The sequence below is a fragment of the Saccharopolyspora endophytica genome (genome assembly GCF_018070075.1).
Classification (GTDB): domain Bacteria; phylum Actinomycetota; class Actinomycetes; order Mycobacteriales; family Pseudonocardiaceae; genus Saccharopolyspora; species Saccharopolyspora endophytica.
This window is the reverse complement of sequence record NZ_JAGPXE010000004.1, coordinates 143,700-170,473: the sequence shown is the minus strand read 5'-3', so window position 1 is coordinate 170,473 and position 26,774 is coordinate 143,700. Positions and strand designations below refer to the sequence as shown.

At 69.7% G+C, this 26,774-nt stretch carries 25 protein-coding genes; 10 read left to right on the top strand and 15 right to left on the bottom strand.

The annotated features are described in order from the left end of the window. Positions 1-89 precede the first annotated feature (89 nt). On the top strand, positions 90-431 hold the full coding sequence (locus tag KBO27_RS11355) for a bifunctional 3-phenylpropionate/cinnamic acid dioxygenase ferredoxin subunit (protein ID WP_210969958.1): 342 nt from the start codon (positions 90-92) through the stop codon (positions 429-431). A 219-nt stretch (positions 432-650) separates the two neighbouring features. Here KBO27_RS11355 and KBO27_RS11350 read toward each other — a convergent pair whose 3' ends face one another. Beyond that, entirely contained in the window at positions 651-3,080 is a 2,430-nt protein-coding gene (locus KBO27_RS11350; RefSeq protein ID WP_210969957.1) for a PEP/pyruvate-binding domain-containing protein, read from the bottom strand. A gap of 157 nt (positions 3,081-3,237) precedes the next feature. Between KBO27_RS11350 and KBO27_RS11345 the strand changes: the two genes are divergently transcribed. Together KBO27_RS11345 and KBO27_RS11340 are read left to right on the top strand one after the other, a co-directional pair. After that, entirely contained in the window at positions 3,238-3,720 is a 483-nt protein-coding gene (locus tag KBO27_RS11345; protein ID WP_210969956.1) for an Lrp/AsnC family transcriptional regulator, read from the top strand. Between the two features lie 128 nt (positions 3,721-3,848). Continuing rightward, on the top strand, positions 3,849-4,997 hold the full coding sequence (locus KBO27_RS11340; protein WP_210969955.1) for a trans-sulfuration enzyme family protein: 1,149 nt from the start codon (positions 3,849-3,851) through the stop codon (positions 4,995-4,997). 50 nt (positions 4,998-5,047) lie between these two features. Here KBO27_RS11340 and KBO27_RS11335 read toward each other — a convergent pair whose 3' ends face one another. The 6 genes from KBO27_RS11335 to KBO27_RS11310 form a co-directional block, all read right to left on the bottom strand. After that, positions 5,048-5,437 (bottom strand): VOC family protein, encoded by a 390-nt coding sequence (locus KBO27_RS11335; RefSeq protein ID WP_210969954.1) that lies wholly within the window; start codon positions 5,435-5,437, stop codon positions 5,048-5,050. Further along, complete coding sequence (locus KBO27_RS11330) at positions 5,403-5,717, bottom strand: ArsR/SmtB family transcription factor (protein WP_210969953.1); 315 nt, start codon at positions 5,715-5,717, stop codon at positions 5,403-5,405. Before KBO27_RS11330 ends, KBO27_RS11335 begins: the two co-directional genes overlap by 35 nt. Positions 5,718-5,801: 84 nt before the next feature. Next, positions 5,802-6,596, bottom strand: coding sequence for a hypothetical protein (locus KBO27_RS11325; protein ID WP_210969952.1), 795 nt, complete (start codon positions 6,594-6,596; stop codon positions 5,802-5,804). Beyond that, positions 6,589-7,317: a hypothetical protein gene (locus tag KBO27_RS11320; RefSeq protein WP_210969951.1), complete on the bottom strand. Its 729-nt coding sequence runs from the start codon at positions 7,315-7,317 to the stop codon at positions 6,589-6,591. The genes KBO27_RS11325 and KBO27_RS11320 overlap by 8 nt, the downstream gene beginning before the upstream one ends. Positions 7,318-7,330: 13 nt before the next feature. After that, the gene (locus KBO27_RS11315) at positions 7,331-8,983 is read right to left on the bottom strand and encodes a WXG100 family type VII secretion target (RefSeq protein ID WP_210969950.1); all 1,653 of its coding nucleotides are present in this window, start codon (positions 8,981-8,983) and stop codon (positions 7,331-7,333) included. Between the two features lie 4 nt (positions 8,984-8,987). Continuing rightward, a complete protein-coding gene (locus KBO27_RS11310; RefSeq protein WP_307870355.1) occupies positions 8,988-9,404 on the bottom strand; it encodes a YbaB/EbfC family nucleoid-associated protein in 417 nt (138 codons plus the stop codon). A gap of 163 nt (positions 9,405-9,567) precedes the next feature. Between KBO27_RS11310 and KBO27_RS11305 the strand changes: the two genes are divergently transcribed. Together KBO27_RS11305 and KBO27_RS11300 are read left to right on the top strand one after the other, a co-directional pair. Next, positions 9,568-10,344 (top strand): adenylate/guanylate cyclase domain-containing protein, encoded by a 777-nt coding sequence (locus KBO27_RS11305; protein WP_210969949.1) that lies wholly within the window; start codon positions 9,568-9,570, stop codon positions 10,342-10,344. 59 nt (positions 10,345-10,403) lie between these two features. Further along, entirely contained in the window at positions 10,404-11,594 is a 1,191-nt protein-coding gene (locus tag KBO27_RS11300; protein ID WP_210969948.1) for a glycosyltransferase, read from the top strand. Here the strand turns inward: KBO27_RS11300 and KBO27_RS11295 are convergent. Continuing rightward, positions 11,591-12,370 carry an arylamine N-acetyltransferase family protein gene (locus KBO27_RS11295; protein WP_210969947.1) on the bottom strand — a complete coding sequence of 260 codons (780 nt, stop codon included), beginning with the start codon at positions 12,368-12,370 and terminating at the stop codon, positions 11,591-11,593. The two genes, KBO27_RS11300 and KBO27_RS11295, sit on opposite strands and share 4 nt — an antisense overlap. A 42-nt stretch (positions 12,371-12,412) precedes the next feature. Beyond that, positions 12,413-12,847 carry a MarR family winged helix-turn-helix transcriptional regulator gene (locus tag KBO27_RS11290; RefSeq protein ID WP_210969946.1) on the bottom strand — a complete coding sequence of 145 codons (435 nt, stop codon included), beginning with the start codon at positions 12,845-12,847 and terminating at the stop codon, positions 12,413-12,415. Positions 12,848-12,912: 65 nt separating this feature from the next. Between KBO27_RS11290 and KBO27_RS11285 the strand changes: the two genes are divergently transcribed. Genes KBO27_RS11285 through KBO27_RS11275 form a run of 3 tightly spaced genes read left to right on the top strand, consistent with a single transcriptional unit; the run spans position 12,913 to position 16,131 of the window. Next, complete coding sequence (locus tag KBO27_RS11285) at positions 12,913-13,548, top strand: TetR/AcrR family transcriptional regulator (RefSeq protein WP_307870354.1); 636 nt, start codon at positions 12,913-12,915, stop codon at positions 13,546-13,548. After that, positions 13,545-15,149 carry an MDR family MFS transporter gene (locus KBO27_RS11280; protein WP_210969944.1) on the top strand — a complete coding sequence of 535 codons (1,605 nt, stop codon included), beginning with the start codon at positions 13,545-13,547 and terminating at the stop codon, positions 15,147-15,149. Before KBO27_RS11285 ends, KBO27_RS11280 begins: the two co-directional genes overlap by 4 nt. 16 nt (positions 15,150-15,165) lie before the next feature. Continuing rightward, complete coding sequence (locus tag KBO27_RS11275; protein WP_210969943.1) at positions 15,166-16,131, top strand: alpha/beta hydrolase; 966 nt, start codon at positions 15,166-15,168, stop codon at positions 16,129-16,131. A gap of 187 nt (positions 16,132-16,318) precedes the next feature. Here the strand turns inward: KBO27_RS11275 and KBO27_RS11270 are convergent, their stop codons facing one another. Continuing rightward, entirely contained in the window at positions 16,319-17,296 is a 978-nt protein-coding gene (locus tag KBO27_RS11270; RefSeq protein ID WP_210969942.1) for a glycoside hydrolase family 64 protein, read from the bottom strand. Between the two features lie 255 nt (positions 17,297-17,551). Between KBO27_RS11270 and KBO27_RS11265 the strand changes: the two genes are divergently transcribed. Next, positions 17,552-18,556, top strand: a complete 1,005-nt coding sequence (locus KBO27_RS11265; protein WP_210969941.1) for a LacI family DNA-binding transcriptional regulator — start codon at positions 17,552-17,554, stop codon at positions 18,554-18,556. A 112-nt stretch (positions 18,557-18,668) separates the two neighbouring features. Here the strand turns inward: KBO27_RS11265 and KBO27_RS11260 are convergent, their stop codons facing one another. The 5 genes from KBO27_RS11260 to KBO27_RS11240 all read right to left on the bottom strand — a co-directional run bounded on the left by KBO27_RS11260 (position 18,669) and on the right by KBO27_RS11240 (position 25,593). After that, a complete protein-coding gene (locus tag KBO27_RS11260) occupies positions 18,669-20,510 on the bottom strand; it encodes a pectate lyase-like domain-containing protein (RefSeq protein WP_246536879.1) in 1,842 nt (613 codons plus the stop codon). Positions 20,511-20,835: 325 nt separating this feature from the next. Continuing rightward, positions 20,836-22,287 (bottom strand): PucR family transcriptional regulator, encoded by a 1,452-nt coding sequence (locus KBO27_RS11255; RefSeq protein ID WP_210969940.1) that lies wholly within the window; start codon positions 22,285-22,287, stop codon positions 20,836-20,838. A gap of 416 nt (positions 22,288-22,703) precedes the next feature. Further along, entirely contained in the window at positions 22,704-23,393 is a 690-nt protein-coding gene (locus KBO27_RS11250) for a type 1 glutamine amidotransferase domain-containing protein (RefSeq protein WP_210969939.1), read from the bottom strand. A gap of 194 nt (positions 23,394-23,587) precedes the next feature. Continuing rightward, positions 23,588-24,214 carry a nucleoside/nucleotide kinase family protein gene (locus KBO27_RS11245; RefSeq protein WP_372448845.1) on the bottom strand — a complete coding sequence of 209 codons (627 nt, stop codon included), beginning with the start codon at positions 24,212-24,214 and terminating at the stop codon, positions 23,588-23,590. Next, positions 24,214-25,593 carry a sugar porter family MFS transporter gene (locus tag KBO27_RS11240; RefSeq protein WP_210969938.1) on the bottom strand — a complete coding sequence of 460 codons (1,380 nt, stop codon included), beginning with the start codon at positions 25,591-25,593 and terminating at the stop codon, positions 24,214-24,216. Before KBO27_RS11240 ends, KBO27_RS11245 begins: the two co-directional genes overlap by 1 nt. A gap of 167 nt (positions 25,594-25,760) precedes the next feature. On the opposite strand from KBO27_RS11240, the gene KBO27_RS11235 reads away from it, so the two are divergent. Continuing rightward, positions 25,761-26,756 carry a LacI family DNA-binding transcriptional regulator gene (locus KBO27_RS11235; RefSeq protein WP_210969937.1) on the top strand — a complete coding sequence of 332 codons (996 nt, stop codon included), beginning with the start codon at positions 25,761-25,763 and terminating at the stop codon, positions 26,754-26,756. Positions 26,757-26,774: the final 18 nt, after the last annotated feature.

Genomic DNA, 26,774 nt, shown 5'->3' with positions numbered 1-26,774 from the left:
CCTTCGACGTCTTGACGCGCCTCGGAGATGACCTTCACTCTGTTGCGCATGGCGTAACCAGTTCTCTAATGCGCAACACTGGAGGTTCGATGTTCGCTGTCTGCCGCGCCGACGAGCTCGCCCCGGGCGAGTCGACCCGGTTCGTCGCCGACGTCCCGATCGCCGTGTTCAACGCCGACGGCGTGTTCTACGCGGTCGACGACACCTGCACCCACCAGGACGCGTCGTTGTCCGCCGGATTCCTCGAAGGCTGCTTCGTCGAATGTCCGCTGCACGCGGCGTTCTTCGACCTGCGCAGCGGCACGCCCACGGGCCCGCCGGCCAAGCGGGCGCTGCGCACCCACCAGGTCCTCGTCGAGGGCGGCACGGTGTACGTCCAGCTCACCCCGAGCGAGGTCGAGCTCCCCCTGGAGGCCGAAGGCGCGGCCTGATCAGCCGGCGCGGCGGCGTTCCAGCGGGGCGGTGTCGCGCCAGACCCCCTGGTGCAGGGCGATGCGCTCCCGGGTTCCGGCCACGCGGAACCCGGCGGCGCGGTGCAAGGCGAGGCCGGCCTCGTTCTCCGGGAAGATCGAGGCCTGCAGCGTCCCCAGCCCTCCGACTTCAGCATCTCTGCTTGTGTGCCAACGATTTTCGCGATTGTGCGGACCGGGTCATCCCGGTGTGACGGTTCCCGAGGTCGCGTCCACGGTGATGATCTGACCCGTGGTGATGTCCGTGGTGGCGTCGCGGACGCAGATCACCGCCGGGATGCCGTACTCGCGGGCCACGGTCGGCCCGTGCGCCATCGGTGAACCGGTTTCGGTGACCAGACCGGCCGCCGTCATGAACAACGGCGTCCAACCGGGGTCGGTGGTGGTGGCCACCAGGATCTCGCCGGGCTCGATCCGCGCGGTCGCCGGGTCGTGCACCACGCGAGCGGGCCCGGTGACCTTGCCGGGAGAGGCCCCCAGCCCGACCAGCGCGCCGTCGGCGGCCGGTGCGGGCGGTGCCGTGGCCTCCAGGTCCGTGCCGTCGGAGAGCACCGCGATCGGAACCGAGCGGCGGCGAACCTCCCTGTCGTAGCGGGCTTGTCGCTCCGCGGCGAGGGCGCTCTGATCAGATCCGCCCACAGCGGCGCGGATCTCGTCGAGCTCCAGGAACAGCACGTCGCCGGGCCGTTCCAGCAGACCGCGCCGGCTGAGGTCGTCGCCGATGCGCAGCAGCTGCTCGCGCACCGCCTGCAACGAGTACAGCCACGCGAACTTGCCCAGCTCGCGCAGCCCGGTGAGCTTGCGGGCGCGGCGCATGAGGAAGCGGGCGAGGTGGGCGCGGACCGGGCGCTCGCGACGGGCGCGCTGGAACAGCTCGTCGATCATGGCCTCAGCTCGGGCCGCGGCCTTCTCGAACCGCCGGTCCGGTGCCTGCTCGGGATCGGTGATCCGCAGGTATCCGGCGATGGTGGCGAAGATCTGCGTCGGGTCCTCCGACCAGCGCGGCATCCCGACGTCGACCTCCGCCGGTGCGCGGTGGCCGTAGCGGGCGAGGAAGTCGTCCAGCCCGATGTCGGGCAGCTCGCCCGCTCGGTAGCGGTCGGTGAGCTCGGCAGGTGGCGTGCTGCGCAGGAGTTCCCGCGCCTCGTCGTCGAGGCCGGTGGTCAGCCGCCACAGCGCGAGGTCCATCTCGGTGGTGACGTTGTGCGGCAGCCCGCCGAGGACGGTGTCCAGCTCGCTCGTCGTGGCGACGCCCTTGAGCAGCGACTTCGGCAGCTGACCGAGGAGGATGCCGATGAACAGCGGCCAGATCACGTCCGAGGCGGTCATGAAGTCCCGCTGCACCTCTTCGGCGAAGCGCAGGCGCTGCTGCGAGTGGGCGAACTCCGGAGCCCTCGCCTGGCGCTTGAGCTTCTCGGTGGCGCGGAAGGCGCGCTCGCGCGCGGCGTCGGGGTCGATCAGCGTGCGGATGAGCTCGAACTTCGCCTTCGGCACGACCACGAGGCTCTTCTTCAGCAGCGGCGCGACCGGGAAGGGCAGTCCGCCGGTGGTCGGCGCGAACCGCGGATCGGTGAGCAGCCGCTGCACGATCTCGACGTTGCGCGGGCCGTAGACCTCCATCATCTGCGGCAACCGGGAGCGGAACCGCTTGTTGCGCAGCAGGTCCGAGAAGTCCATGAACAGCCGGCCGCCCACGGGGACGATGCCCATCGCATCGCCGAACGCGCCACCGGAGAGACCAGCGGAGTCCATCCACAGCTTCGCGCCGTGCGTCATCGCCGACATGCCGGCCGGGGTGAAGGGACGCAGCATCCCCTGCATGTGCCCCATCTCGAAGTAGACCCGCAGGTCGTCGGTTCGGGGCGGGAGCGGGAAGAGCGTCGTGATGGCCCGGGACTGCAACAGCCACAGCTCGCCGTCCCGGTCGATGGCCCACTCGATGTCCTGCGGCGAGCCGAAGCTCTCCTGCACCCGCGCGCCCGCGTCGCGCAGCGCGTCGAGCTGGCCGCGGTCCAGGCACCCGTCGGTGCGCGGCGGGGTTCCGTCGAGGACGTAGTGGTCGGCGATCACCGATCCGTCGACGACCACGTCGCCCAGCCCGGGCGCGGCGTCGACGACCATCTCCGCGCGCGTCCCGGTCAGCGGGTTCGCGGTGAACAGCACCCCGGCGGCCTTCGCGTCGACCATCCGCTGCACCACGACGGCCATGCGCACGTCGGTGCCGATCTCGTTGGCGTCGCGGTAGGCGACGGCCCGGTCGGAGTGCAGCGAGTCCCAGCAGCGGCGGATCGCCGACAGCAGTTCCTGCTCGCCGCTGACGTTGAGGAACGTGTCCTGCTGCCCGGCGAAGCTCGCGTCCGGCAGGTCCTCCGCGGTCGCGCTCGACCGCACCGCCACCCGACCGCCCCCGAGCCGCCGGTAGGCGTCGAGGACCTCCCGCTCGGGGATCTCGCCGGTCACGTGCGCCCGGGTCGTCAGGCAGAACCCCTCGGGGACCCGGAACCCGGCTCCGATGAGCTCACCGAGCCCGGCGGCCTTGCCACCCACCAGTCCGAGCATGCTCGCGTCGACCTGCGCGAGTTCGAGCACTCCAGCGTCGTTGCCGGTCATCATCACCACTCCAGTCCGAACGGCGCACACCATGACAACGCCGACCAGACTTCCCGGCACACCACGGCCGAAGGCCGATGCCCAGATGCTAGGTCCGCGACCGGCGGTCAGCCATCAAGAAACCGTCAAAATCCCGATGCCCCGTACCCTGCGGCCCGTGGCTGCACAGGTGGAACTGGACGTCGTGGACATGCGGTTGCTGCGGGCGTTGCAGGAGGACGCCCGGATGACCAACCGCGAACTAGCGGCGAGAGCGGGCATCGCGACCTCGACGTGCTCGGACCGGCTGGCGCGCCTCCGGGACGCGGGCGTGATGTGCGGGTCGGCGGTGCGGATCGAGCCGAGCTCGGTCGGTCGCCCGCTGGAGGCGATGCTGGCGGTGCGCGTGCACCCGCACCGGCGTCCGATCGTGGACCCGTTCGTGCAGCACGTCCTGTCCCTGCCCGAGACGCGGCACCTCTACCACCTGACCGGCCCGGACGACTACCTCATCCACGTGACCGTCGTTGACGCCGGCGACCTGCAGAGGCTGGTGCTGGACGAGCTCACCGCGCGCGACGAGGTCGTCATGGTGCACACCCACTTGATCTTCCACCAGTGGCGCGGTGGCCCGCTCATGCCGCCGGGCGCCGAAAGCTGACCGGACGATCGCCGGACGAACGCGCTCCCACACCGGCGCGGCCGGACCGATGCGGAGCAACACCGCCCTCGGCCGACGTTCGTCCGGAGATCCGACCGCAGCGCCGGAGGACCGCTGATCCTCGGGTGGTGACCGAACAGACGTTTTGGACCCGTGCCGTGCACGCAGGCCGCGACGACCTCACCGATCAGGGCTTGCACGCCGTTCCGCTGGACCTCTCGACGACCTATCCCAGCCGGGACAGCAGGGACGAGGCCGAGCGCCTCGACGTGATGACCACCGGTGCCCAGGTGACGGGCCCGCCGATCTACGCCCGGCTCGGCAACCCGACGGTCGCCCGGTTCGAAGGAGCGATCGCCGAGCTCGAAGGTTGCGAGTCCGGTGTCGCCTTCGCCTCGGGCATGGCGGCGCTGTCGGCGTGCCTGCTCGCCACCGTCGCCGCAGGCAGACCGCACGTCGTGGCGGTCAGGCCGCTCTACGGCACCAGTGACCACCTCATCGCGTCCGGGCTGCTGGGCAACCAGCTCACCTGGGCGGACCCGGCCGACGTCGGCGCCGCCGTCAGGCCGGAGACCGGGCTCGTCATCGTCGAGAGCCCGGCCAACCCGACGCTCGCGGAGATCGACATCCGCGCCGTCGTGGACGCCGCGGGCGGCGTTCCGGTGCTCGTCGACAACACCTTCGCCACACCCGCTCTGCAGCGGCCCACCGACTTCGGCGCCGCCGCGGTCCTGCACAGCGCGACGAAGTTCCTCGGCGGGCACGGGGACGCGATGGGCGGTGTGGTGACCTGCGCGGAGGAGTTCGCCCAGCGCCTGCGGCAGGTCCGCATCGCCACCGGCGGCGTGCTGCACCCCTCGGCCGCGTACCTCCTGCAGCGCGGTCTGGCCACGCTGCCGGTCCGCATGGAGCGCTCGTCGGCCACCGCAGCGGTTCTCGCGGAGCGGCTGCTCGCGCACCCGAAGGTCAGCGCCGTGCACTACCCGGACCCGAGCAAGCTCGGCCAGCTCGCCACCGGCGGCGCGATGCTGTCGTTCGAGGCGGAAACCCCGCCGCACGAGGTGGTTTCCGCCGTCCGCCTGATCACCCCGGCGGTCAGCCTCGGCAGCACCGACACGCTGCTGCAACACCCGGCATCGCTGTCGCACCACATCGTCGCCCCGGAGGACCGCGCGGCAGGCGGCATCCCGGACACCCTGCTCCGGCTGTCGGTCGGCCTCGAATCCCCGGAAGACCTCTGGCGAGACCTCGACCGAGCCCTCAACCAGACGACCTGAGGAGGTGCGGCCCGTTCGTACTTAGCGCGCAGTTCGAACCGGCGCCCTGGTCAGGCCGTCGCGGGGGCGAGCGGGATGAGGTGCCCGCAGGTGTCGTCGAGGACCGCCGTGGTGACCGGGCCCATGTCGGTGGGCTGCTGGGTGAAGCGCACGCCCTGGGCGGTGAGGCGGTCGTACTCGGCCTGGACGTCCTCGACCGCGAACGAGGTGAAGGGGATCCCGTCGGCCACCAGCGCCTGCTTGAAGGGCTTGGCCGCAGGGTGCTGGTCGGGTTCGAGCACGAGTTCGGTGCCGTGGGGCTCCTCGGGCGAGACGAGGGTGATCCAGCGGAACTCGCCCATCGGGATGTCGTGCTTGACCTCGAAACCGAGCATCTCGGTGTAGAAGCGCAGCGCCTTGTCCTGGTCATCGACCATCATGCTGTGCAGGTTGATCCTCATGCTCCCGGCCTTTCCCCAGCCACCGCTCGACGATCGGTTCGAGCGGCGCGGTGTCGATGTGGTGGAACTTGTACCGGCCTTCACGGCTCGCCCTGACCAGCCCCGCTGCCGCCAGGGCGTCGAGGTGCTGCGAGATCGCCTGCCGTGACGAGGCGAGCCCGTGCTTGGTGGCCAATCGTGCGCAGATCTCGAACAGTGTCTGCCCGTTCTGCTCGGTCAGCTCGTCGAGGATCGCGCGCCGCGTGCCATCGGCCAGCGCCTTGAACACGGCGTCATCCACACCACGAACAATAGGCAAGCCACGACTTGCATGTCAACTCAACCAGGCGCCGTGACCTGGTCAGGCGCCCTGGGGGACACGATTTCAGTGGAAGTCGGAACACGGATCTCCGCTGAAATCGGGGTTCGGACTTCCACTGAAATCCGGAACCTCACCTGGGCGCGAGGGTCTGGTTGGAGGTCCAAGACCGGGGTGGGGAGTCAGCGCGGGGGGGAAGACCTCCGCCGGGTCCTGTTTGGTGCGGGAGTGGGCGTAGAAGGTCGAGCCGTCGGTGAAGTCGAGGCGGAGGCAGGTGGCCCGGGGGATGCTCCGGCCCATGCGGACCGGTTGGATCCGGGTGATCCGCTCGGTCGGGACCTCGAAGTAGGAGACCGGGTGGTTCGTCGAGGGCAGGCTGTCGGTGGCCTTCTGGACGACGGACCTCGCCCGGCCGAACAGACCCTGTGGTTCCTCGGCTTCCTTCGCGACCTGGTTGCTCCTCACCACGACCGCCACTCGCCGCTCGGTGATGGCGAGGAACGCCTCGCCGGGAACGTTGGCGATGTGGTCGGCCATGCGCACCGCGTCCCGTTCCGGATGGTCGGCGAAGGCCCACCACATGACTGCGGGGTCGTCGGCCCACTCGTCGCCGAGGAACTCGCCTCTGGTCAGCTGTTCGCTGGGAAGCGGCCAGTTCGGTTCCTCGACCAGCGATTTCCGCACCTCGGAGAGCGGTTTGTGTGGAACCGCCGGTTTCTGGTTCACCACGGAGCCCACGTGGCCCTGCGCCGGAACTTCCAGCCAGCGCAGCGTTTCCCCCTCGCTGAGCCAGGTTTCAGCGAGCATCTTCTGCCACTTCTCCCGAAGCAGCTCGCGGTCAAGCAACTTCAGATCAGCCACGGATGCCTCGCTGGTGGTTCAGGGCGTCGACCATCGTCTGCGCGTCGGCCGGGTTGCGGGCGTTGAGCACGAACCCTGATCCGTCGGCGAACTGCAGACCGCAATAGCGGTGCGAGTCCTTCTTCTCGCCCACGGTCCGGCAGTCGACGACGTCGTGAAGCGCGATCTCGAACCAGGTGGTGACCGGCTTGCTGGAGACCGGCTCGCCAGGCGTGTTCCAGCCGAACTGCTCGGTCTCCTTCCCGACCAGAATCCGGCCCATTTCGCTGAACGTCTCGGACAAGGTGGGGTGAGCGGGGATCTCGGAGTCCTCCAACATGGGTGGTACGAGGACCGCGAGCCGTTGCGGAGTCAGCACCCACAGCATGTCGAATCCGACATGACCGGCCGGGTATCTGGTGTTGATCAGATTCATGGCAGCGCACTCCTGGCCAGATCCGACGATCGTCAAGTCGCGACCACGCTGGGTGGTGCCGGGGCCGAAACTGCTGTCGCCACCTCCGAAAACCATGGTGAGCGCGCCGACTGCCACGGCGCCGGCAGCGCTCGAAGCGGCGTCTCCCAGTGTGGCGCCCAGTCCTTTCTTAGGACGGCCGTCCTCGTCGAGCCCCTTGACCTGATAGCGCTTGTCGACCTGCCAGGTCGCCCACAAGATTGGTTCGCCAGGCCTGCACCACCGCCGCGCGGTCAACGCGGCGCCGAGCTTCTCCGACACCGTCACGGGTCATCGTCTCCTAAACCTCGAAGCCACGTTCCGTTGCGGCCTTCCGGTCCTCAGCCGTGGACGGGTCCTCAGCCTTGTTGTAACCGTATTTGACGCCTTGCTCGATGCCCTGCTCGGTGAGGGCTTGGCCGCCCGCGCTGAGAGCGGCGTCGGTCGCACGAGTCGTGCCTCCCAGGCCAAGCGTCCCGAGCCCTGCTTGCACGACGTTGGTCGCGAGGGCTTGTTCTCCCTTGGCGCTTTCGACGAGATCCCCGCTCCAGCTGGTGCGCGCACCTGGAGCGTCGGGATCGGTAGCACCTTGCCGTGCGAAACGATTGCCCGTCGTCGACGCCATGTCGTTCTCCCGGGCGTTCTCCAGGGCGTTCCGCGCTGCTCGGAGCTCCGCTTCCGCTCCTGGCCTGCCCGCGCTCAAGGCTTCTTCTGCCTCTCTCACCGCGTTCTGGGCATTCGGCAGGCTTCCGTGATCTCCACGAGTGAGCGTCTTGGCCAGCGGGTTGGCGTCGATCTGGCGGGAGACCCAGCGCTCTGCCATGTTGCCGCCGCGGAGGTCGTTCATCTTCTCCACGACTTGGCGGAGCGGGCCGCGTCGGAGTTGGACGAGGAGTTCTTCCAGCTTGGTGACCAGCGGCTTCAGCTTGTGGAGGAGTTCGGCGACCTTGGTGCCGAGGCGGGTGCCGGTGATGGCGACCTGGCCCGCTGTCATGCCCGAGGCGGCTCCGACCGAGGCTCCGGCGGTGATCCAGGAGGCCGCGAGGGCGGCGACCCACTCGATGATCAGGCCGAGGACCAGTTCCTGGATGATGTCGATGACCATCTCGACGAAGGCGTCGAAGAGGTCCGCGGCGAGTTCCAGCATCTGCTTCAGGCCGAGGACGTCGGCCGCGAAAGCCCGGGTGCCGCCGGTGAACTCGGTCATCTGCTTGCGGAACGCGTCACCGGCCTGGCCCTCCCAGGCCGGGCGGGTGGACTCGGCGCGCTGCTGCTCCTGCTCGCCGAGCTTCTCCAGCCACTCGGCGACCTGCGCCCAGCCCTTGGCCGTGGCGCGCATCTGCTCGGGGTCGCCGATGGCCGGTTCCAGCACGAACTCGACCAGCGGGCTGATCACCAGCGAGATCAGGAAACCCAGACCGTTGTCCACGAAGGACTGACCGGGGCTGGTGACCAGCTGGAGCTGCTCCATCCGGGCGTTGACCGTCGCGATGGCGATGTCCGGCGGGTTCTCGGCCCTGGCGAGGTCCTGCGCGGCCGAGGCGGTGGACATGCCGTACGCGGCGGTCTGGTCCATGAAGCCGCGGCGCGCTCCACCGGCGCCGTTGACCCCGCCGATCGTGCCGGGGCCGGAACCCGCGCCGCCCAGGCCGGCGATGTCGATGCCGCCGAGGTTGTCGGCTTCCTTCTGATCCGTCTCGCTGTAGTCCTTCGCGCAGTCCGCCACGGCCTGGGAGATGTGCTGCATGAACCCACCGGCCTTCGTGGCCAGGTCCCGGCACTCCTCCAGCGAATCGAAGTAGGCGAAGGCCATCAGCTCGCCGAGAGGGCCGAAGCAGTCATCGCTGACGCGAGCCTGCTCCAGCACTTGGGCCAGCTGGTCGAGGTGCTGGGACACGCCTTCGGAACCCTGGCTGTGGGCGGACAGCGCCCCTGGGGCGACCTTCATCGTCATCGGGTCACCTCAGGAACGAGCCGTCGGAGTAGTCGTCATCGTCGTCCGCGCGAGGCGGAGCGGATGGTGCCGTGGGCGGTGCGGGGGAGTGGGCGTTGAAGGCGCTCTTGAACTGCTCGGCGCGATCGCCCAGCACCGGTTGGACGGTCTCGTCCATCTGCCGGGCGGCGTCCTGGGTGCCTTCGCGGATCGCGGTCATGATGCTCTGCTGCAGGGAGGTGTGCGGCTGGCGCGTGGCGCTCGCGGTCAGCTGCAGGTCCAGCACCGCGCCGGACGGGGCGACGGTCACCGTGACGCTGCCGTCGGCGCTGCGGCCCTGCCCCTTGATCTCCTGCATGCGCTCGCGGAGCTGACCGGCTTGCGCTGCCTGCTCCTCGAACTTCCGCATCATCTCCTGGATGCGCTCCGACGGCTGTGCCACGAGCAGTCCCCTCGTCGTTCGACCTACCGCGCGGTGGATGCTAGCCAGCGCAACGATCTTCGTGGGGTGATTCCGGGTGATCTGCGCTGCACCTCGGGGTCGGCTGAAACCTACTTCGGAGTAGGTTGCCGGTAGGCTGGCTCGGTGCGAGGGACGGTGTGTGATGGTCGGTGAGTCGCGGCCCGCGGGGTTCTGGGGTCGTGCCGGGGATCGAGCGCGGCAGGTCAACCAGAGCCGGCGGGTGGTCGGAACGCTGCGCGGGGTCCGGCGGATGCTGCCCGGGGCCGGTGAGCTCGCGTTCTCCGAATCGGGGAAGCCCTCCGACCGCGTGGCGCGGCTGATGATGCAGGTCGCGGGCGATCAGCCGAGCGCGGTGCGCGAGCTCGGCCTGGTGACCGTGCAGGCGTGGCAGGCGCTGACCAGCCGGGGCGCCGCCGACGGTGCCGTGACGATCATGTTCACCGACCTCGTGGGCTTCTCCACCTGGGCGCTGCGCGCCGGTGACGACCAGGTCCTGCGGTTGCTGCGGGAGTTCTTCGGCGTCAGCCGCGAGGTCGTCGGCGGGTACGGCGGCGTGGTGGTCAAGTCGCTCGGCGACGGCGTGATGGTGGCCTTCTCCGACGTCGACAAGGCGATCGAGGCCGCCGCTGCGCTGGGGTCGGCGGTCAGCGCGCTCAACCACGACGGCTACCGCCCGTCGCTGCGCGTGGGCCTGCACCGCGGTTGGCCGCGCAAGGTCGGCAAGGACTACATCGGGGTCGACGTCAACATCGCCGCGCGCGTCGCCGACGCCGCCAACGGCGGGGAAATGCTGGTCACCGAGCAGGTCCTGGAGGCCGCCGACCGCGCGCGGTACGTGGCGCGCAGCCGTCGTTTCCGGGCGAAGGGGACGCCGAAGGACCTCGCCGTGTACGCGGTGGTTCCCCGTCACGAGCGGTGACGAGGCGGGTGTACCGTCGCAACTAGACAGCATGCTGTCCAGTTCGTCGTCGAGCCCGAATGGGATTCCCCTTGCGCATCGTCCTGACCGCAATGCCCGCCTACTCGCACCTCGTCCCGCTGATGCTGCCGGTCGGCCGCCAGCTGCGCGACGCCGGGCACGACGTCCTCGTCGCCACCAGTGAAGCCATGGCGGAGACCGTCGAGCAGGCCGGTCTCCGGTCCGTCGTCCTGCCGGGCCTGATCACCATGCGCGACCTCGCCGCGGACCCGCAGCGCTTCGGTGCGAAGGGGCTCACCGACGTCGCCGAGCGGCGCGGCACCGAGACCATCGGCGTCACCCCGGAGGTCTTCGGCGGCAACTTCATCGGCGTGCTCGGACGTCACTTCGGCGAGAAGCTCCTGGAGCACGTGGAGCGCCCGGACCTGATCGTCCGCGAGGCCACCGAGTTCGGCGGCTACTTCGCGGCCGAGAAGTGGGGCATCCCCAACGCCGTGATCGACATCGGCCCGATGGCACCGTTCGGCGAGGTCCTCGACGACATCAACGCCGGTCGCGCGCACTTCGGGCTCGCCCCCGTGGACGACCCGTGGCAGCCGATGAGCGCCTTCCGGGCCGGAGTCGTGCCCGAGGCCTACTACCCGGACGCAGCGCGGCTCGAATCCGCGCACCACTACCGGATTCCCGACGGCGACCCCCAGCGGCTCGAGCCGGCCGTCGCCGACCTCCCGGACCGCCCGCTGGTGCTGGCCAGCCTCGGGTCCAACGCGCCGATGATGCTCGGCGAGCGCCCCCAGCTGCTCGACACGATCATCGAAACGCTCGGCAAGCTCCCGGTCACGGGTGTCGTCGCGCTCGGCGCCAACCGCGATCCGGGGGAGTGGACCGGGGTGCGCGCGGAGAACGTGCACCTGACCTCGTTCGTTCAGCAGCAGACGCTGCTGCCCGCCTGCGACGCGTTCATCACCCACTGCGGATTCAACAGCACCCGCGAATCGCTCTACGCCGGGGTGCCGATGGTGGGGCTGCCGATGTTCGCCGAGCAGCCCGGCAACGCCGCCCGCATCACCGAGATCGGCGCGGGGCTGGCGTTCGCCATCGAGGACGTGACCGTGCCGCTGCTGCACGAGGCGGTGTCCCGGGTCCTGGACGAACCGTCGTTCCGCAACGCCGCCCGAGCGGTGCAGCGCCGAGTCCTGGCCCTGCCGCCCCTCTCCCAGATCGCCGACGACCTGCAGCAGCTGGTCTAGAGGCCGGACAGTTCGTCGTCGGTGAGCACGACGTCGAGCGCGCGGAGGGCTTCTGCCCGGTCGTCGATCGGTGTCCTCTCCTGCGTGCCGTCGGGTCGTTCGACGACGAGCGTGTCGCCGATGAGCTTGCGGCTGATGCCCTCGTCGAGCCGCATCACGACGAGCCTGCCGGTGAACGGCGAGTCCGGGTGCGTGGCGGTGTAGTGGTTGTAGACCTCGTAGTCGATGAGCCGTTGCGGCTGGTCGTCGAAGGCGTGCAGCGGTTCCCAGCCCTCGGCGGTCTCCTTCTCCAGCGTCCACAGTCGACCGTCGCAGGTCAGCCGGTGGTTCCAGCCGGCCTGGTCGACCGCCGCGCCGTCGGCCAGCTTCATCGGGCGCAGCACGCCCGCGCCGAAGCCGACGTCGGCCAGGTGCTCGTCGCCGTCGACGGTGACGACGAGGTTCATGTGGGTGCGCGGGCCGTTGCGGTGCGGCTGCACCCGCGCCGCACGGCGGGACACCGCGTAGCCGAGGCGTTCCAGGACGGCGGCGAACAGCAGGGAGTGCTCGAAGCAGTACCCGCCGCGCTGCCTGCGCACCAGCTTCGCCGTGATCGATTCCAGGTCGAGGCGCGGTGTGCGCCCGAGCGCGGGATCGACGTTCTCGAAGGGGATCGTGCGCACGTGCGCCTCGTGCAGCGCGGTGAGGGCCTCGACGGACGGCGGTGACGCGGGCTGCCCGGTGCGGGCCAGGTACGCGTCGAGGTCGAGCGACTCGACGTCCCAGGGATCGGTCATGGTCACAGCCTCACACTTCCAGCGCGGTGGAGGTCAACGGTGTCACCCGAAGTTCCGGGAGAGCCGGGTGAGCAGCTCGCTGAGGCCGTCGATCTCCTCCGGTGACAGGCCTGCCACCAGCTGCTCGTTGGCCTTCCGCGACGCCCGCTGGAGGCGGCGGTGGGCGGCGCGACCGGCGTCGGTGAGGTGCAGGCGGACCGCGCGGCGGTCGCCCTCGGCCTCGCCGCGCTCCAGCCATCCGGTCTCGACCAGCCGGTCCACCTGGCGGGCCAGCGTCTGGCCGCTGACGTGCAGCGATCCGGCCAGGTCCCGCTGGATCATCGGCCCGTGCACGGTGAGGGCCTCCAGGATCGTCCACGTCGTGAAGCTCGCCCCGGCCTCGCCGAGCCGTTGCTCGAAGTTCGCCCGCGCTTGCCGGGCGATCATGTTGAACCGGTATCCGAGGCTGCCCAGACCGGTGCCGATGGCGTCCACCATGGCGCCAGTTGTACCCCAGGCCACCCCTTCTGCACCATGGAAGGCAGAGTGCAATAATGCACTCCGTGGTTGATAGTGCAACTCCCGCTCTGACGCGCCGGGTCCGCACGGCTCACCGGCTGACCGCCGCAGCGCGTCGCCGGACGGCCGAGGACGGGCTGTCCGGCTTCACCGTGGACGAGGTCTGCGACGAGGCGGGCATCTCCAGGCGCACCTTCTTCAACTACTTCGCGTCCAAGGAGGACGCGGTACTGGGGTTCACAACGCTGTGGGACCAGCACGAGATCGAGGAACGGTTCACCTCGGGCGGCGACCCGGACGAACCGGGGGTCTCGGCGAGCCTGCTCGACGACTACGCCGCGCTCCTGGTCGACCGCTGGACCGAGGTCGGGCTCACGCCCGAGCACGTCGCGGACCTGGTCGCGGCCATGGACCGCGAACCCCGGCTGCTCTCGCGGGTTTTCGAGCACGTCCAGACGCGCGAACGCGCCGACGTCGAACTGGTGCGAGCCAGGGAAGGTCTTCCGGAAGGTGACCTCCGGGCCTCCGTCGCCGTCCAGGTGGTCTGCGCGCTCGCCGGCGCCTGCTTGGGGCAGTTCCTCGAACCAGCCAACTCCGAGCCGTTGAACGCGCTCATGCAACGCCGCCTGGTGGCCGCTCGCGAGGTTTTCGCCGCCACGCTCACCGGAGGGACCCGATGACCGAAACCGAACCCAGGTTACTGCTCACCAAGCGGCGGATCTGGATCATCTTCAGCGCGCTGATCGCGGGCATGCTGCTGGCCAGCCTCGACCAGACCATCGTGTCCACCGCGATGCCCACCATCGTCGGCGACCTCGGCGGCGTCGCGCACCAGGCGTGGATCACCACCGCCTACCTGCTGGCCACCACCATCGTCATGCCGATCTACGGCAAGTTCGGCGACGTGCTCGGCAGGCGCAAGCTGTTCCTGATCGCGATCGCGCTGTTCACGGTCGCCTCGGTCGGTTGCGCCGTGGCCGGCGACTTCTGGACGTTCGTGATCTTCCGCGCCGCGCAGGGCCTCGGCGGCGGTGGTCTGATGATCCTCTCGCAGGCGATCATCGCCGACATCGTGCCCGCCAGCGAGCGCGGCAAGTACCTCGGACCGCTCGGCGGCATCTTCGGTCTCGCCGCGGTCGGCGGGCCGCTGCTCGGCGGGTTCTTCGTCGACAACCTGTCCTGGCACTGGGCGTTCTACATCAACATCCCGATCGGCATCGCCGCGTTCGCCATCACCTACTTCGCGCTGACCCTGCCCAGCAAGAAGGCCACCAAGCCGCTGGACATCCCCGGCGTGGTGCTGCTGGCGCTGGCCACCACGAGCCTGATCTTCTTCACCGACTTCGGCGGCGACTCCGCGCACGGCTGGAGCGCGCCCGAAACCTGGCTGTGGGCGGCGGGTCTGGTCATCGCCGCGGCGCTGTTCGTGCTGGTCGAGTCCCGGGCGAGCGACCCGGTCATCCCGCTGTCGCTGTTCCGCAACCCCATCTTCGTCAACGCCACCAGCATCGGGCTGGTGCTCGGACTGGGCATGTTCGCCGCGCTGGGTTTCCTGCCCACCTTCCTGCAGATGTCCACCGGGACCTCGGCGGCGGTGTCGGGCATGGCGATGCTGCCGATGATGGCCGGACTGATGCTGACCTCCATCACCTCCGGTGCGCTGATCACCAAGACCGGCCGCTACAAGGTGTTCCCGATCCTGGGCACGCTCATCACCGCGGGCGGGATGCTCGCCATGACCACGCTGTCGGCCGACACGCCGGTGTGGCTGCTGTGCGTGTTCCTGTTCGTCTTCGGCGCCGGCCTCGGCCTGATCATGCAGGTCGTGGTGCTGGTGGTGCAGAACTCCGTCGACCCGGCGCTGATCGGCACCGCGACCAGCACCAACAACTACTTCCGCGAGGTCGGCGGCGCGCTGGGTGTCGCGGTGTTCGGCACGATCTTCTCCACCCGGCTGGCCGAGAACCTCACCGAGATCTTCGCCGGTGCCGGTGCGTCCGCGCAGCAGGCCGAGCAGTCCGCGGTGTCGCTGTCGCCGAACATGCTGCAGCAGCTGCCCGAACCCGTTCGGGACGCCATCGTCGCCGCCTACGCCGACGCGCTGGCGCCCGTGTTCTGGTACCTGGTGCCGTTCATGGTCATCGCGTTCCTGCTCTCGCTGCTGCTCAAGCAGATCCCGCTGTCGGAGGTGGCCGGGCTGGTCGCCCGCGGCGAGGCCATCGGTGGCGAGGAAGCCGAAGCGCTCGAAGCGCAGCAGCGCGCCACCGCCAACACCCACTGATCGCGGGAGGAATCGCATGACGGAGATGGATCTGCGCGTCCGGTTGCTGGGCAAGGCGCTGGGCCTGGCTCCCAGCGTCACCGGCATGACCGACGAGCAGCTGATCGCGCGGCAGCGGAAGACCTTGCCGCGAAACAAGGTCATCGACTTCCTGCTGGGCTCTCGCGCTCCCGGCATCGTCACCAGCGACCTCACCGCTGCCGGGGCCGACGGCCGCATCGGGATCCGGGTGTACCGGCCGATGCGGGCCACCGGGCCGCTGCCGCTGATCGTCAACATCCACGGCGGCGGCTGGGTCAGCGGCAACCTCGACATGGCGGACTGGCTGTGCGGCCGGGTCGCCACGGAGGTCGGGGCCGTCGTGGTGTCGGTGGACTACCGGCTCGCGCCCACCCACCGGTTCCCGGTGGCCGTGGAGGACTGCTACGCCGCGCTCGTCGACGTCGCCGGACGCGCCGCCGAACTCGGTGCCGACCCGGACCGGATCGCGGTCATGGGCGACAGCGCCGGCGGCAACCTCGCCGCCGTGATGTGCCTGCTCGCGCGGGACCGCTCCGGTCCGGAGATCGCCTTCCAGGGCCTGATCTACCCGGCCACCGACATGACGCTGGGCAGCCGGTCGCTGGAGGACAACGCCGAGGCCCCGGTGATCACCGCCCGCGAGGCGCGGAAGATGCGCGACACCTACCTCGACGGGCAGGACCCGGCGAACCCGCTGGTGTCACCGCTGAAGGCGGCGACGCACGAGGGGCTGCCGCCGGCGCTGATCCAGGTCGCCGAGCACGACCCGATCCGCGACGACGGCCTGCGCTACGGCGAAGCGCTGCGAGCCGCCGGTGTCCCGGTCCGCACCACCACCTACGTCGGCATGCCGCACGGCTACATGTCCTTCCCGAACATCTGCCGCAGCGCGCCCCAAGCCCTCGCCGAACTCTGCGAAGAACTCAAAACCGCACTGGTGCGACCCCGCGTCGCCGACTGATGCAGGTCCGGGACGCGCCCGCGCGGGAGGGTGCGGGCGCGTCCCGAGCTCTCACGGGGAAGTTCTCATGGGAACTTCCCCCTCCCGAAGAACGGGCCTGAACGTCCTCCGGAACTCATCGCCCCTGCTCATCGGGGGTCTCGTTGGAGGTCACCTTTGTTGGGGTGGTGAGGTTTTCATGAAAACCTCACCACCCGACGGCGACCACGAGCCACTGCGGGCCTTCGTGGGAGACGTAGGAGGCCTGCTCGGCCACGTCGTCGTACGGGAACCCGTAGGACTTCCCGTCGATGTTGTGGTCGTGCCAGAACTTGGCGTAGTAGTTCGCCGGTCCCGTCGGGTAGAACTTCGACGGGTCGTGCTGCTGGTCCTCCGGCAGGTCGGCGACGTGGCGGTTGAGCGCGGCGCACTTGTTGGCGTCGCCGCCGAGGGTTCCGGCGCAACCGAAGATGTTCTTGGTCGTCTCGTCGACGCCCACCGAGTTCGCGTAGTCGGTGAAGTAGTTCGCCTGCGCGCCGCCGTCCTGGAACTCCGGCGAGCTGCCGGGCGCGATGATCCGGTTCGGGTCGTCGGCCAGGTGCTTGAACTCCTCCGGGACCTCGTCGCGGAACTTCTGGAACGTCGCCTCGCGGGTCTCCTGGAACGTCTCGTAGTCCTCGCCGAACGCCGCGTCGAACCCGTCGTCGGCGTGCAGCCGCATCGCCAGCTTCAAGCCGAACGCGTCGACGCGAGTGGTGTTGCCGTTGAAGACGTTCTCGCCGACGGTGAACTCGATGAAGTCCGTCAGCGGGCTGTCCGGGGCGCCGAGGTGGAACTCCATGCGACCCGAGTTGTTCGCGGGCATGTCCAGGTAGGGCTGCTCGGCGATCGAGTGCGTCTCGCCGTTGAACGTCCAGTACACCTGGTCGTCGGGGTACTGCCCGTTGGTCTGGTTGACGACCTTGACCATGAGTTCGTTCTGCGCCGGGGGAATGCTCGCGACATCACCCCAGAACGCCTCGGGCGGCGGGGTTCCCGCGGGTGCGACGGTCGCGGGGTGCGGCTCGGCGGGTTGTGCTGCCTGGGCCGGGAGCGAGGCGGAGACGGTGGCCGAGGCCAGCGCGCTCGCGGTCAGCAGGCCCAGTGCACCACGGCGCCAGCGCCGCTTCGTTGCGGATGCGGTCATGTTTTTCACTCTCCGAACTAGGAGGAATGAAGATCTGAGAGCGCTCTCAATTTCAGACTTTCTCGATCCCGAACGGAAGTCAACGTTCCGGTTCCGGGCTGTCCGCTTCTCGCCAGCGACGACGCCGGAGTTCGCACTTCCCGGGCGTTCTGCGACTTTTCGACGCCCCTCCGGTGGATTGCCGGATTTCGCTGACCGCCGCCGGCCGATCTGGGTACCGTTCACCATCAGTTCGCTCCACCGAGGGGAAGGGTCATGGCCAGAGGCGATCGTCGCCCGACCCTGGAGACCGTCGCGGCCCGCTCCGGGGTCTCCCGCGCGACCGTGTCGCGGGTGATCAACGACCAGCCCGTCGCACCGTCGAGCAGGAGAGCGGTGGAACGCGCGATCGCCGAGGTCGGCTACGTGCCCAACCAGGCCGCGCGCAGCCTCGTCACCCACCGGACCGGCCTGATCGCGCTGGTGCTGCCGGAATCCTCGACGCGCGTGTTCTCCGACGACCAGTTCTTCCCCCGGCTCATCCAGGGCGTCAGCCAGGAGCTGGACGACGAGGACGAGCAGCTGGTGCTGATGCTGGCCGGGTCCGAGGCGAGTCGCGACCGGATCGAGCGCTCGGCCGTGGCCGGTCGGGTCGACGGCGTCATGCTCGCCTCGCTGCACGGCACGGACCCGCTGTCGGCGGCGCTGGCGAAGTCGGGAATCCCGGTGGTCAGCAACGAACGCGTACTCGGCCCGGTCGAGGTGCCCAGCGTCGGCGTGGACAACCGGGGTGGTGCGAGGACGGCCGTGGAGCACCTGATCTCCTCCGGGCGCAGGCGCATCGCGACGATCACCGGACCGCAGGACATGATCGCCGGGATGGACCGCCTCGACGGGTACCTGGACGCCGTCGGGGGCTCGCAGGAGCCGGTCGTGGCGGCGGGGGACTTCACCCGCGTTTCCGGCGAGGCGGCGATGAAGCGGCTGCTGGACGAGGACCCCGGGATCGACGCCGTGTTCGCCGCCTCCGACCTGATGGCCGAGGGGGCGCTGCACGTGCTGCGCCAGAACGGCTCCCGCGTTCCGGACGACGTGGCGCTGGTCGGTTTCGACGACATCACCAGGGCCCGCTACACCGAGCCGCGGCTGACCACCGTGAGCCAGCCCATCGACGGCATCGGCCGCCACCTCGCGTCCCAGCTGCTGCGCCTGATCGCCGGCGAGCCCGTCGAGCCGGCGATCACCCTGACCACGGAACTCGTCGTCCGCGAGTCCACCTGAGGGGCACCAGCCGGCGGTTCGGGTCCGAACCGCCCGGTTCCCGGGCCCCGATGCGAGAAGTCCGGGCGAGGCCGTGGTGGCCCCGCCCGGACTCCGATCGCCGGTGATCAGATCACGGGAAGTTCGCCAGGTTCGACGGCGTGGTCGCCGGCGGGGTCACATCACCCGTGTCGTTGATGACGTGGGTGATCGATCCCTTCTCGTTGAGCGAGACCGTCGCCATGCTGTGGAACTTCACGCCCGGCACCGCCGGAACCTCGAAGGCGTGGTGGTTCTTCACCTCGGGGTTGGTGTTGAAGAAGCAGTAGCTCCCCAAGCCCCAGGCCTCGTGGTTGGTGACCTGGTCGCCCACCTTGTAGGCGGCCCAGCCCTCCAGGCCGTTGTCGTTCATGTACGAGGCCTGGTCCGGAACGTCGTAGGGCATCTCGTTCTGGAAGAAGATCGTCTTGCCGTTGTTGCCGTTCCAGATGACCTGGTACTTGTTGTAGTGCTCGACGAACAGGCCGGTGGCCGTCACGTCGTCACCGTTGACCAGCACACCCGTGTCGCCCGGGTTGACGTCCCAGCCGAACGAGCCTTCGTTGCCGTGGTCGGCGCGCCAGGCCCAGATGTGGTCCATGACCGCGTTCTTGCTGTTCACGATCAGGCTGTTGGTCGCCTTGCCCGCGACGGTGCCGCCCAGCCGGAAGAACACGTCCTGCATGATCGTCGGGTTCTGCGAGTGGTCCGCCGAAGCGCCCTCCTCGCCGACGGTCAGCAGGCTCGGCGAGTTCTGGGTGCCCGCGTCGAACAGCACGCCCTTGATGCGCACGCCGTCGACGTCGGCGACCTCCATCGCCGTCTTGCCGGTGTCGGGCATGAGCGTCGGGTAACCGATGCCCAGCACGATGGTGTCCGGGTTGGTGATCTTGATCGTGTCGTCCAGGTGGTACACACCCGGGGTGAAGAACAGGTTGCAGCCCGAGGCCACGGCGGCGTTGATGTCCGCGGCGGTGTCGGTCGGCTTGGCCACGTAGAACTGGCTCATCGGCACCGACTTGCCCGGGGTCTCACCGTTGGCCCAGCTCGGACCGGTGGCATCGGTGCGCACGTCCGGGCGGAACACCTGGAACTTGCCCGCGTCGTCGACGTACAGGTACGGCACGTCGGCCGACACCGGGGTCGACTCCAGCGTGGTGTGCGGCGGGGTCGGGAACGCGGTGGGCGGTGCGCCCTGCACGCCGGAGAACGTCATGTTCCAGACGCCGCCGTCCCAGGCGCCCAGCTGCGAGTCGCGGGTGTACCACTGCTGCTGCGACGAGGACTCCGTGGTGCCCGAGACCTTGGTGTCGGCGAGGTAGCCACCGCTGGCCCAGCCGTAGCTCGCCGGGTACAGGTCCAGGTCGCCCTGGATGTCCATGCGACGCATCGGCGCGGCCTGCGACACGCCCCAGCGGTTGGCGCCGTTGGGCTTGACGGTCATGTTCTCCGCCGAGCGCCAGAAGTTCTGGGTCGCGTTGCCCTCGTCGGACTCGTTGAACGCGTCGACCGTGATGTTGCCGTTGATGGTGACGTCACCCGGGTTCTTGCCCAGGCCCGCCACCGAGGTGTAGTAGCCGACGTTGTCGTTGACGGCGTACTCACCCGGCTTGAACAGGTGCGCGACCCGGTCCTCGGACATCTGGTCGGCCAGCGTGTCCTTGAGGTTGTTGAAGTCGTCGTCGAGCTGCTGCTGGATGCTCTCCGGCGACATCGACGGGTCGAAGATCCGCATGTTCGGACCGAAGTCCGGCGTGTCGGTGCCCGCGCATGCCTGGGGTCCGGGTGCCGGAGCCGCGGGCTTCGCGGGTTGAGCGTGGATCGCGCCGGGCATCGCCGCCGCACTGGGCGCGACGGCGGTGACGGCGGCGACAGCGGCCATTCCCGCGAAGAACGGGAACCGGCGTCGCCCACGCCGTTGTGAGACGGGAGTCATGTTTCAAGCACCTCCGGAAAAGGACAATGCGACGAACGCACTGCATGAGAGCGCTCTCAGATCGGGACCCTAGACCGATCAAGAGCATCTCCGGAAGGTGGTCGTCGTGAAACCGCCAGCGCGCCAGTGGATTCCCGTTTTCCCAGCTGAGGTGTCCGCCGTGGGCAGAGCGGCCATCGCGGTGCCGCATTCACGGATTCGGTTGCATTTCCCCTTTTTCGATTTCCACCCGCAGAGCGGAAAGAAGCGGGGGCACGTATTCGAGCCTACTACGGTTCAATTCTCGGGTCACGATTTTTCAGCCCCTGGATCCGCGCGCCGGTCGTCAGTCGAGCGCGCGGAACGCGAAGTGCAGGTCGTAGCTCAGCGAGGGGGAGTTCAGCAGCGATCGCTCCAGCAGCTGCTCGGCGCTGACCAGTCGCTTGCGGACCGCCGCGGCGGAGGTGCCCAGCGCCTCGGCGGCGAGGCTCGTCCTGGCGTCGGCCAGCAGCCAAGCCCGCACGGTGTCGACGAGTCGCGGTGAGTCCCGCAGCGGCGCGATCAGCACCTCCGCCCAATGGCGAACCTCCTCGCCGCGCAGCAGATCGTCGATGTCGCGCGGTGACCGCGGCGCCTCGGGGCCGCCGTGCAGCCGCAGCGCGAGGTCCAGCTCCGCCTGGTCGGGGAGCCGGTGCAGGTCGCGGCCCAGCAGCCCACCGATCTTGTGCAGCCGACCGCTGAGGGTGTTGCGGTGGATCTTGAGGTGCCGGGTGGCCTGCTGGTGGAACGCCAGCCACGACATGAGGGTGCTGCGCAGGTCGTCGCGCGACGGGTCCTGGGGGCGCGCGGGTTCGAAGTCCTCCAGCGGTGCCAGCACCCGCCGCGCCCAGTCCTGCCCGCGGCCGGTGAGTTCGGCGGCGAGGTCGTGGCTGCGGCGGAAGGTCGCGAAGCGCTCGGCGTTGCCGCGCGCGTGCGCCAGCGCGTGGAACGCCTGCTGGTAGCCGGTGGGGAAGTCCCGCAGCGGGAGGACGGTGCTGATGCCCGCGCTGATCCGGCCGATGTCGGCGTTGGCCTTCGCCACCAGCTCCCGCAGGCAGGCCTGCTCCTCCTCGTGGCTCATGGGCGCGACCGCGGGGATGAGGTGCCCGCTGTACACCGGGCACTTGATCATCCAGGCCCGGCCGTCGGTGATGCGGATCAGCTCGTCGGCGATCGCGTCGCGCTCGCCCTTGTCGAGGGAACCGACTTCCACGACCCACACCCGCATCGGGTCCGGCAGCGAGTCGCCGAGCGCCTCGGCCGTGCGGTGCGCGGTGGCCAGCCCGCCGTCCATCAGCAGGTGCAGCACGGCCTCGCGGACCTGGTCGTTGGCGGCCTCCACCAGCCTGGACCGCTCGTGCGCGTGCTGGGCCTGCCAGGTCAGCGCCAGCACGCGCAGGGAGTCGGTGCGCCTCGGTTCGGAGGTGAAGCGGTCGAGCGCCGATCCGGCCAGCGCCAGCGTGGGCGCGCCGGGTTCGCCGCTGATGGCGAACGCCGCGAGCTGGTCGTGCCCGTCGTGCTCGACGACGGACCGGTGCTCGCCCAGCCGCACGCGGCGCGCGGTGTCGACGACCTCCTCGGGCAGAGCGCGGGCGGGTGCGCTGGCGATGGGCTTGCCCGCAGCGTCGAACAGCGCCGCGGACCCCCCGACCTCGTCGGCGAAGCGGGTGAGCAACCGGCGCAACCCACCGGGCTCGGCGGCCTCGCGCTGCATGTCGCGCAGCCGTCCCAGGCACTCCCGATCGTCGCCGGCCAACACCGAGGCACACCCCTCTTTCGTGAGATCGAGGGAGCGATCCTACGGGGCAGGGGGCTCCTGGTGCAGCAATCGGTTCCTGATTTCCGGCGCTGACTGTGCGAGAACGAACTGGAGGTCAGATGATCACCGGCCATACCCTGGAGGCGTCGCCGCAGTGCCGGGCGAACGCGCGCGGATCTCGCGCACGGGAGCCGGCCCGACGCCCCGCCGCCGGCGACCGGTTGACGCCGCGCCACGTCACCCTGGGGGTCGGTGTTCGCGAGCAGCAAACACCGTGCTGAGGCGAGGGGGAGAGGGAAGCCTCCTCGCCTCAGCGCTACCCCTCCTCGATCTGATCGCCCCCGAACGAGACCGGTCCCGACACGCGCGTCGTGTCGGGACCGGTCTCGTTTCAGGGCAGGCGAAAGCTGCTGGGGTCAGAGCGCTTTGAGGACCCGCTGGGCGAGCGGGGCCGAGGACGCCGGGTTCTGGCCCGTGTAGAGGTTGCGGTCGACCACGACGTTGGGGGACCAGGGCGTGCCCTCGTCGAAGGTGACGCCGAGATCGGCGAGGCGGTCCTGCAGCAGCCACGGGGCCTTGTCCGCCAGGCCTGCCTGGATCTCCTCGGAGTTGGTGAAGGCCGTGAGCGAGTAACCGCGGAACGGGGACTCGCCGCCCCGTGCGGTGGCCAGCAGCGCGGCCGGGGCGTGGCAGACGATCGCCAGGGGCTTGCCGGAGTCGAGGGTCTCGGTGAGGACGCGAGCGGAGTCGGCGTTGACCGCGAGGTCCTCCATCGGGCCGTGCCCGCCCGGGTAGAACACCGCGTCGTAGTCGGCCGGGTTCACCTTCGCCAGGTCGATCGGGTTCTTCAGCTCGGTGGCGTCGTCCAGGATCGCGGCGACGCGGTCGGCGGCTTCCTGCCCGCCGTTGGCGTCGGCGCTCAGGCTGCCTCGGTCGACCGGGGGCACCACCGCGCCCGGGGAGGCGATCACGACCTCGTGGCCCGCGTCGGTGAAGGCCTCGTACGGTGCCGCGAACTCCTCGGCCCAGAACCCCGTGGGGTGCTTCGTGCCGTCGTTGAGCGTCCAGTGGTCCGCGCCGGTGAGCACGAACAGGATCTTCGCCATGGGGTTTCGCTCTCAAACTAGAGGTGTGCGGTTCCACCTCCGACCGTATGCGCGGGTTCGCCACCCGTGCCAATCGACGAAGCGATGCGCTCGATCACAACCGCCCCCAGTCCTGAACCCACGGCTGGTGGTGGGCGGCGGAGCGACGGGTTCCGCTACCCGCACCGCCGAGCGGAGTGATTTCCTGATCCACGTCAGAAGTCGGTGATCAGGAGGTCCGCTCGGGTGCTGGTGGGGGTGATGAGCCGGGCGTTGCGCATGTCGCTGCGGTGGACCCAGTCCTCGGCCTCGGCGCGGGTCTTGCCGTGGTGGACGTGCCGTTCGACCAGGCGGGAGACGAGCTCGTCGTCGGACTGGTGCAGGAACCAGGACTCGTCGAGCAGGGGCCGGACCCCGGACCAGGGAGCCTGGTCGAGCAGCAGGTAGTTGCCCTCGGTGATGACCAGCGGGACGTCGGGGTCGACCGCGATGGCGCCCGCGCAGGACTCCTCGACCTCGCGGTGGAACCGCGGCGCGTACACCGTCTCGGTGGCCTCGCGGATTCGGCGCAGCAGCGCGACGTAGCCCGCCGCGTCGAAGGTGTCCGGGGCGCCCTTGCGGTCCCGCCGGCCGAGGCGGTGCAACTCCGCCTCGGCCAGGTGGAAACCGTCCATCGGCACCACCACGGCCGCCGAACCCAGTTCGCCGACCAGCTTCTCGGCCAGCGTGCCCTTCCCGGAACCGGGCCCGCCCGCGATGCCCAGGACGCGGCGCGAGCCGGTCGAGGCCAGCGCCCGGGCGCGGTCGAGCAGGCCGGGCAGGCCGTCGTGGTGCCGGGGGATCACGCCTGCTTCCCCTTGCGCAGCGAGCTCTCGATGTCCTCCAGCGTGCGATTCTTCGTCTCCGGCAGGTTCCGCCACAGGTAGACCAGGCCGAGGACGCCCAGCAGGCCGTAGATCCAGAACAGGCCGGTCGGGGTCAGCGCGTTGATCAGCGTCAGCACCGAGATGGAGATCAGGAAGTCCAGGCCCCAGTGCGTCACCGTGCCGACACCGGCGGCCTTGCCGCGCACCGCGGTCGGGAACACCTCGCTGTTGATCAGCCAGATCGCCAGACCCAGGCTCGCCGCGAACGCCGCCTCGTAGAGCATCAGCCCGCCGGTGAGCAGCAGTCCCAGCCCGTGCACGCTGGGCAGCAGGTACAGCGCGCCCAGCCCGAACAGCACCAGGATGACCACGCTCGTGCCGCCCAGCAGCAGCGGGCGGCGGCCCACCTTGTCGATGAACAGCAGCGCGATCATCGTGAAGATCATGTTGGCGGCGCCGATGCCGACCGAGGACAGGATCGCTGCGGAGTCGCCGAGCCCGGCCTGCTTGAGGATCGTGGGTGCGTAGTAGATGACCGCGTTGACGCCGACCAGCTGGTTGGTGGCGGCGACCGCGAAGCCGAGCAGCACGGCGGGACGCAGCTTCGGGCTCAGCAGGTCCCGGTAGCTGAACTTGCTCTCCTCGCGCATCGCCTCGGACATCTCCGCCAGCGAGGCGTCGGCGTCAGCCGCGGAGTGCGTGCGCAGCAGCGCCTTGCGGGCGTCCTCGGTCCGGCCGCGCGAGAGCAGCCAGCGCGGGCTCTCGGCCAGCGTGAACAGGCCGGCCAGCATGACCAGCGACGGCACCACGGCCAGTCCGACCATCCAGCGCCAGCCGCCGCTCTCGGCGAAGGCGTAGCCGACGAGGTAGGACGCGAAGATGCCGATGGTGATCATCAGCTGGTTCATCGACACCAGCCGGCCGCGCAGCGTCGGCGGGGCGATCTCGGCGATGTAGGTCGGCACCACCAGCGACGAACCGCCGATGGCCAGGCCCAGCAGGACCCGCGCCACGACCAGGATCGTGGTGTCCGGGGCCAGCGCCGACAGCAGCGCGCCCGCGGAGAACACGGCCGACAGGGCGATCAGGGTGACCTTGCGGCCGATGCGGTCGACCACGGGTCCCGCGCCGATCGAGCCGACGATCGCGCCGAGCAGCAGGGACGCCACCACGAACTGCTGCATGCCGTCGGACAGCGAGAACTCCGGGGCGATGTAGAGCAGCGCCGCCGAGATCACGCCGGTGTCGTAGCCGAAGAGCAGACCGCCGAGCGCGGCGATGGTCGACGCGCCGAGCACGGCCCCGCGCCGTGCGCGAGGGGGCGCGGACGTCTCCGGGGCCCTTGATGTGGTCATGGGTGCTCTCGTCCTCCCCGGACCCGCGGCGGTGCGGGTCGATGTGCGCGCCTCGGCGCGGCCTCCGCTTTGAGTGCTCGGCACTGTAAGTCCAAGTTAAGCGCTTGCGCAAGCGTTTGCCGGGTATGCTTCCCCTCACCCGATCGAGCCCGAAGGAGTGCTTGTCGATGGCGACCATGGCCGACGTAGCGCGCGTCGCGGGAGTGTCCACCGCGACGGTCTCGCACGTCATCAACGGCACCCGCACGGTGCGCGAGGAGACCCGGCAGGTCGTGCAGGCCGCGATCGCCGAGACCGGGTACAGCCCGAACACCCTCGCGCGCTCGCTGGCCACCGGCGGGTCGCGGTCCATCGCCGTGGTGATGTCGGCGATCTCCAACCCCTACTTCGGCCAGGTGCTGCAGGGCATCGAGTCAGAGGCGGTGCGGCAGGGCTACACGCTGCTGCTGGCCGACCCGCGCGACGACCCCGACCACGAGCTCACCGTGGCCCGCAGCATGCACGAGCGCCGGGTGGACGGGGTGATCCTGGCGCCCTCGGCCGAACCGGCGCGCGCGCTGGAATACCTGGACGCGCAACGGGTTCCGGTCGTGCTCACCGACCGGCTCAGCGACGACCGCTACGACCAGGTCGGGCCGGACAACGCCGAGCCCACCGCGATGCTGGTCGACCACCTCGCCGAGCTGGGGCACACCCGGATCGCGATGGTCTCCGGGCTGGGCGGGTTGACCACGACCGAGGAGCGGCTGCGCGGATACCGGGACGGCCTGGCGCGCAACGGGATCGGCTTCGACGAGCAGCTGCTGGTGGAGGGCGCTTCGGAGAGCGAGCGCGCGACGCGGGTCACCGCCGGGCTGCTGGCGCGGCCGGACGCGCCGACGGCGGTCATCGCGGCCAACAACAGCATGACCATCGGTGCCATGCGGGCGATCAGCGAGGCCGGTCTGCGGGTGCCCGACGACGTGGCTCTGGTGGGATTCGACGATTTCCCGTGGGCGGATTGGTTCTCGCCCCGGTTGACCGTGATCGCTCAACCGAGTGCGGAGATCGGCACCACTGCCGCCCGCCTGTTGTTGCGCCGAATAGCCGATCCCGATTCCTCGCCGCAAACACATAGATTGGAGTCGAGTCTCATCCACAGGAATTCGTGCGGCTGCCCTTGAATCGTTTCGGAAACCGCG

Bases quoted from the DNA above. Each gene is read 5' to 3' on its own strand.
- KBO27_RS11355 (WP_210969958.1), top strand. From the start codon at position 90: ATGTTCGCTGTCTGCCGCGCCGACGAGCTCGCCCCGGGCGAGTCGACC.
- KBO27_RS11350 (WP_210969957.1), bottom strand. From the start codon at position 3,080: ATGACCGGCAACGACGCTGGAGTGCTCGAACTCGCGCAGGTCGACGCG.
- KBO27_RS11335 (WP_210969954.1), bottom strand. From the start codon at position 5,437: ATGAGGATCAACCTGCACAGCATGATGGTCGATGACCAGGACAAGGCG.
- KBO27_RS11315 (WP_210969950.1), bottom strand. From the start codon at position 8,983: ATGACGATGAAGGTCGCCCCAGGGGCGCTGTCCGCCCACAGCCAGGGT.
- KBO27_RS11305 (WP_210969949.1), top strand. From the start codon at position 9,568: ATGGTCGGTGAGTCGCGGCCCGCGGGGTTCTGGGGTCGTGCCGGGGAT.
- KBO27_RS11300 (WP_210969948.1), top strand. From the start codon at position 10,404: ATGGGATTCCCCTTGCGCATCGTCCTGACCGCAATGCCCGCCTACTCG.
- KBO27_RS11295 (WP_210969947.1), bottom strand. From the start codon at position 12,370: ATGACCGATCCCTGGGACGTCGAGTCGCTCGACCTCGACGCGTACCTG.
- KBO27_RS11290 (WP_210969946.1), bottom strand. From the start codon at position 12,847: ATGGTGGACGCCATCGGCACCGGTCTGGGCAGCCTCGGATACCGGTTC.
- KBO27_RS11280 (WP_210969944.1), top strand. From the start codon at position 13,545: ATGACCGAAACCGAACCCAGGTTACTGCTCACCAAGCGGCGGATCTGG.
- KBO27_RS11275 (WP_210969943.1), top strand. From the start codon at position 15,166: ATGACGGAGATGGATCTGCGCGTCCGGTTGCTGGGCAAGGCGCTGGGC.
- KBO27_RS11270 (WP_210969942.1), bottom strand. From the start codon at position 17,296: ATGACCGCATCCGCAACGAAGCGGCGCTGGCGCCGTGGTGCACTGGGC.
- KBO27_RS11265 (WP_210969941.1), top strand. From the start codon at position 17,552: ATGGCCAGAGGCGATCGTCGCCCGACCCTGGAGACCGTCGCGGCCCGC.
- KBO27_RS11260 (WP_246536879.1), bottom strand. From the start codon at position 20,510: ATGACTCCCGTCTCACAACGGCGTGGGCGACGCCGGTTCCCGTTCTTC.
- KBO27_RS11250 (WP_210969939.1), bottom strand. From the start codon at position 23,393: ATGGCGAAGATCCTGTTCGTGCTCACCGGCGCGGACCACTGGACGCTC.
- KBO27_RS11240 (WP_210969938.1), bottom strand. From the start codon at position 25,593: ATGACCACATCAAGGGCCCCGGAGACGTCCGCGCCCCCTCGCGCACGG.
- KBO27_RS11235 (WP_210969937.1), top strand. From the start codon at position 25,761: ATGGCGACCATGGCCGACGTAGCGCGCGTCGCGGGAGTGTCCACCGCG.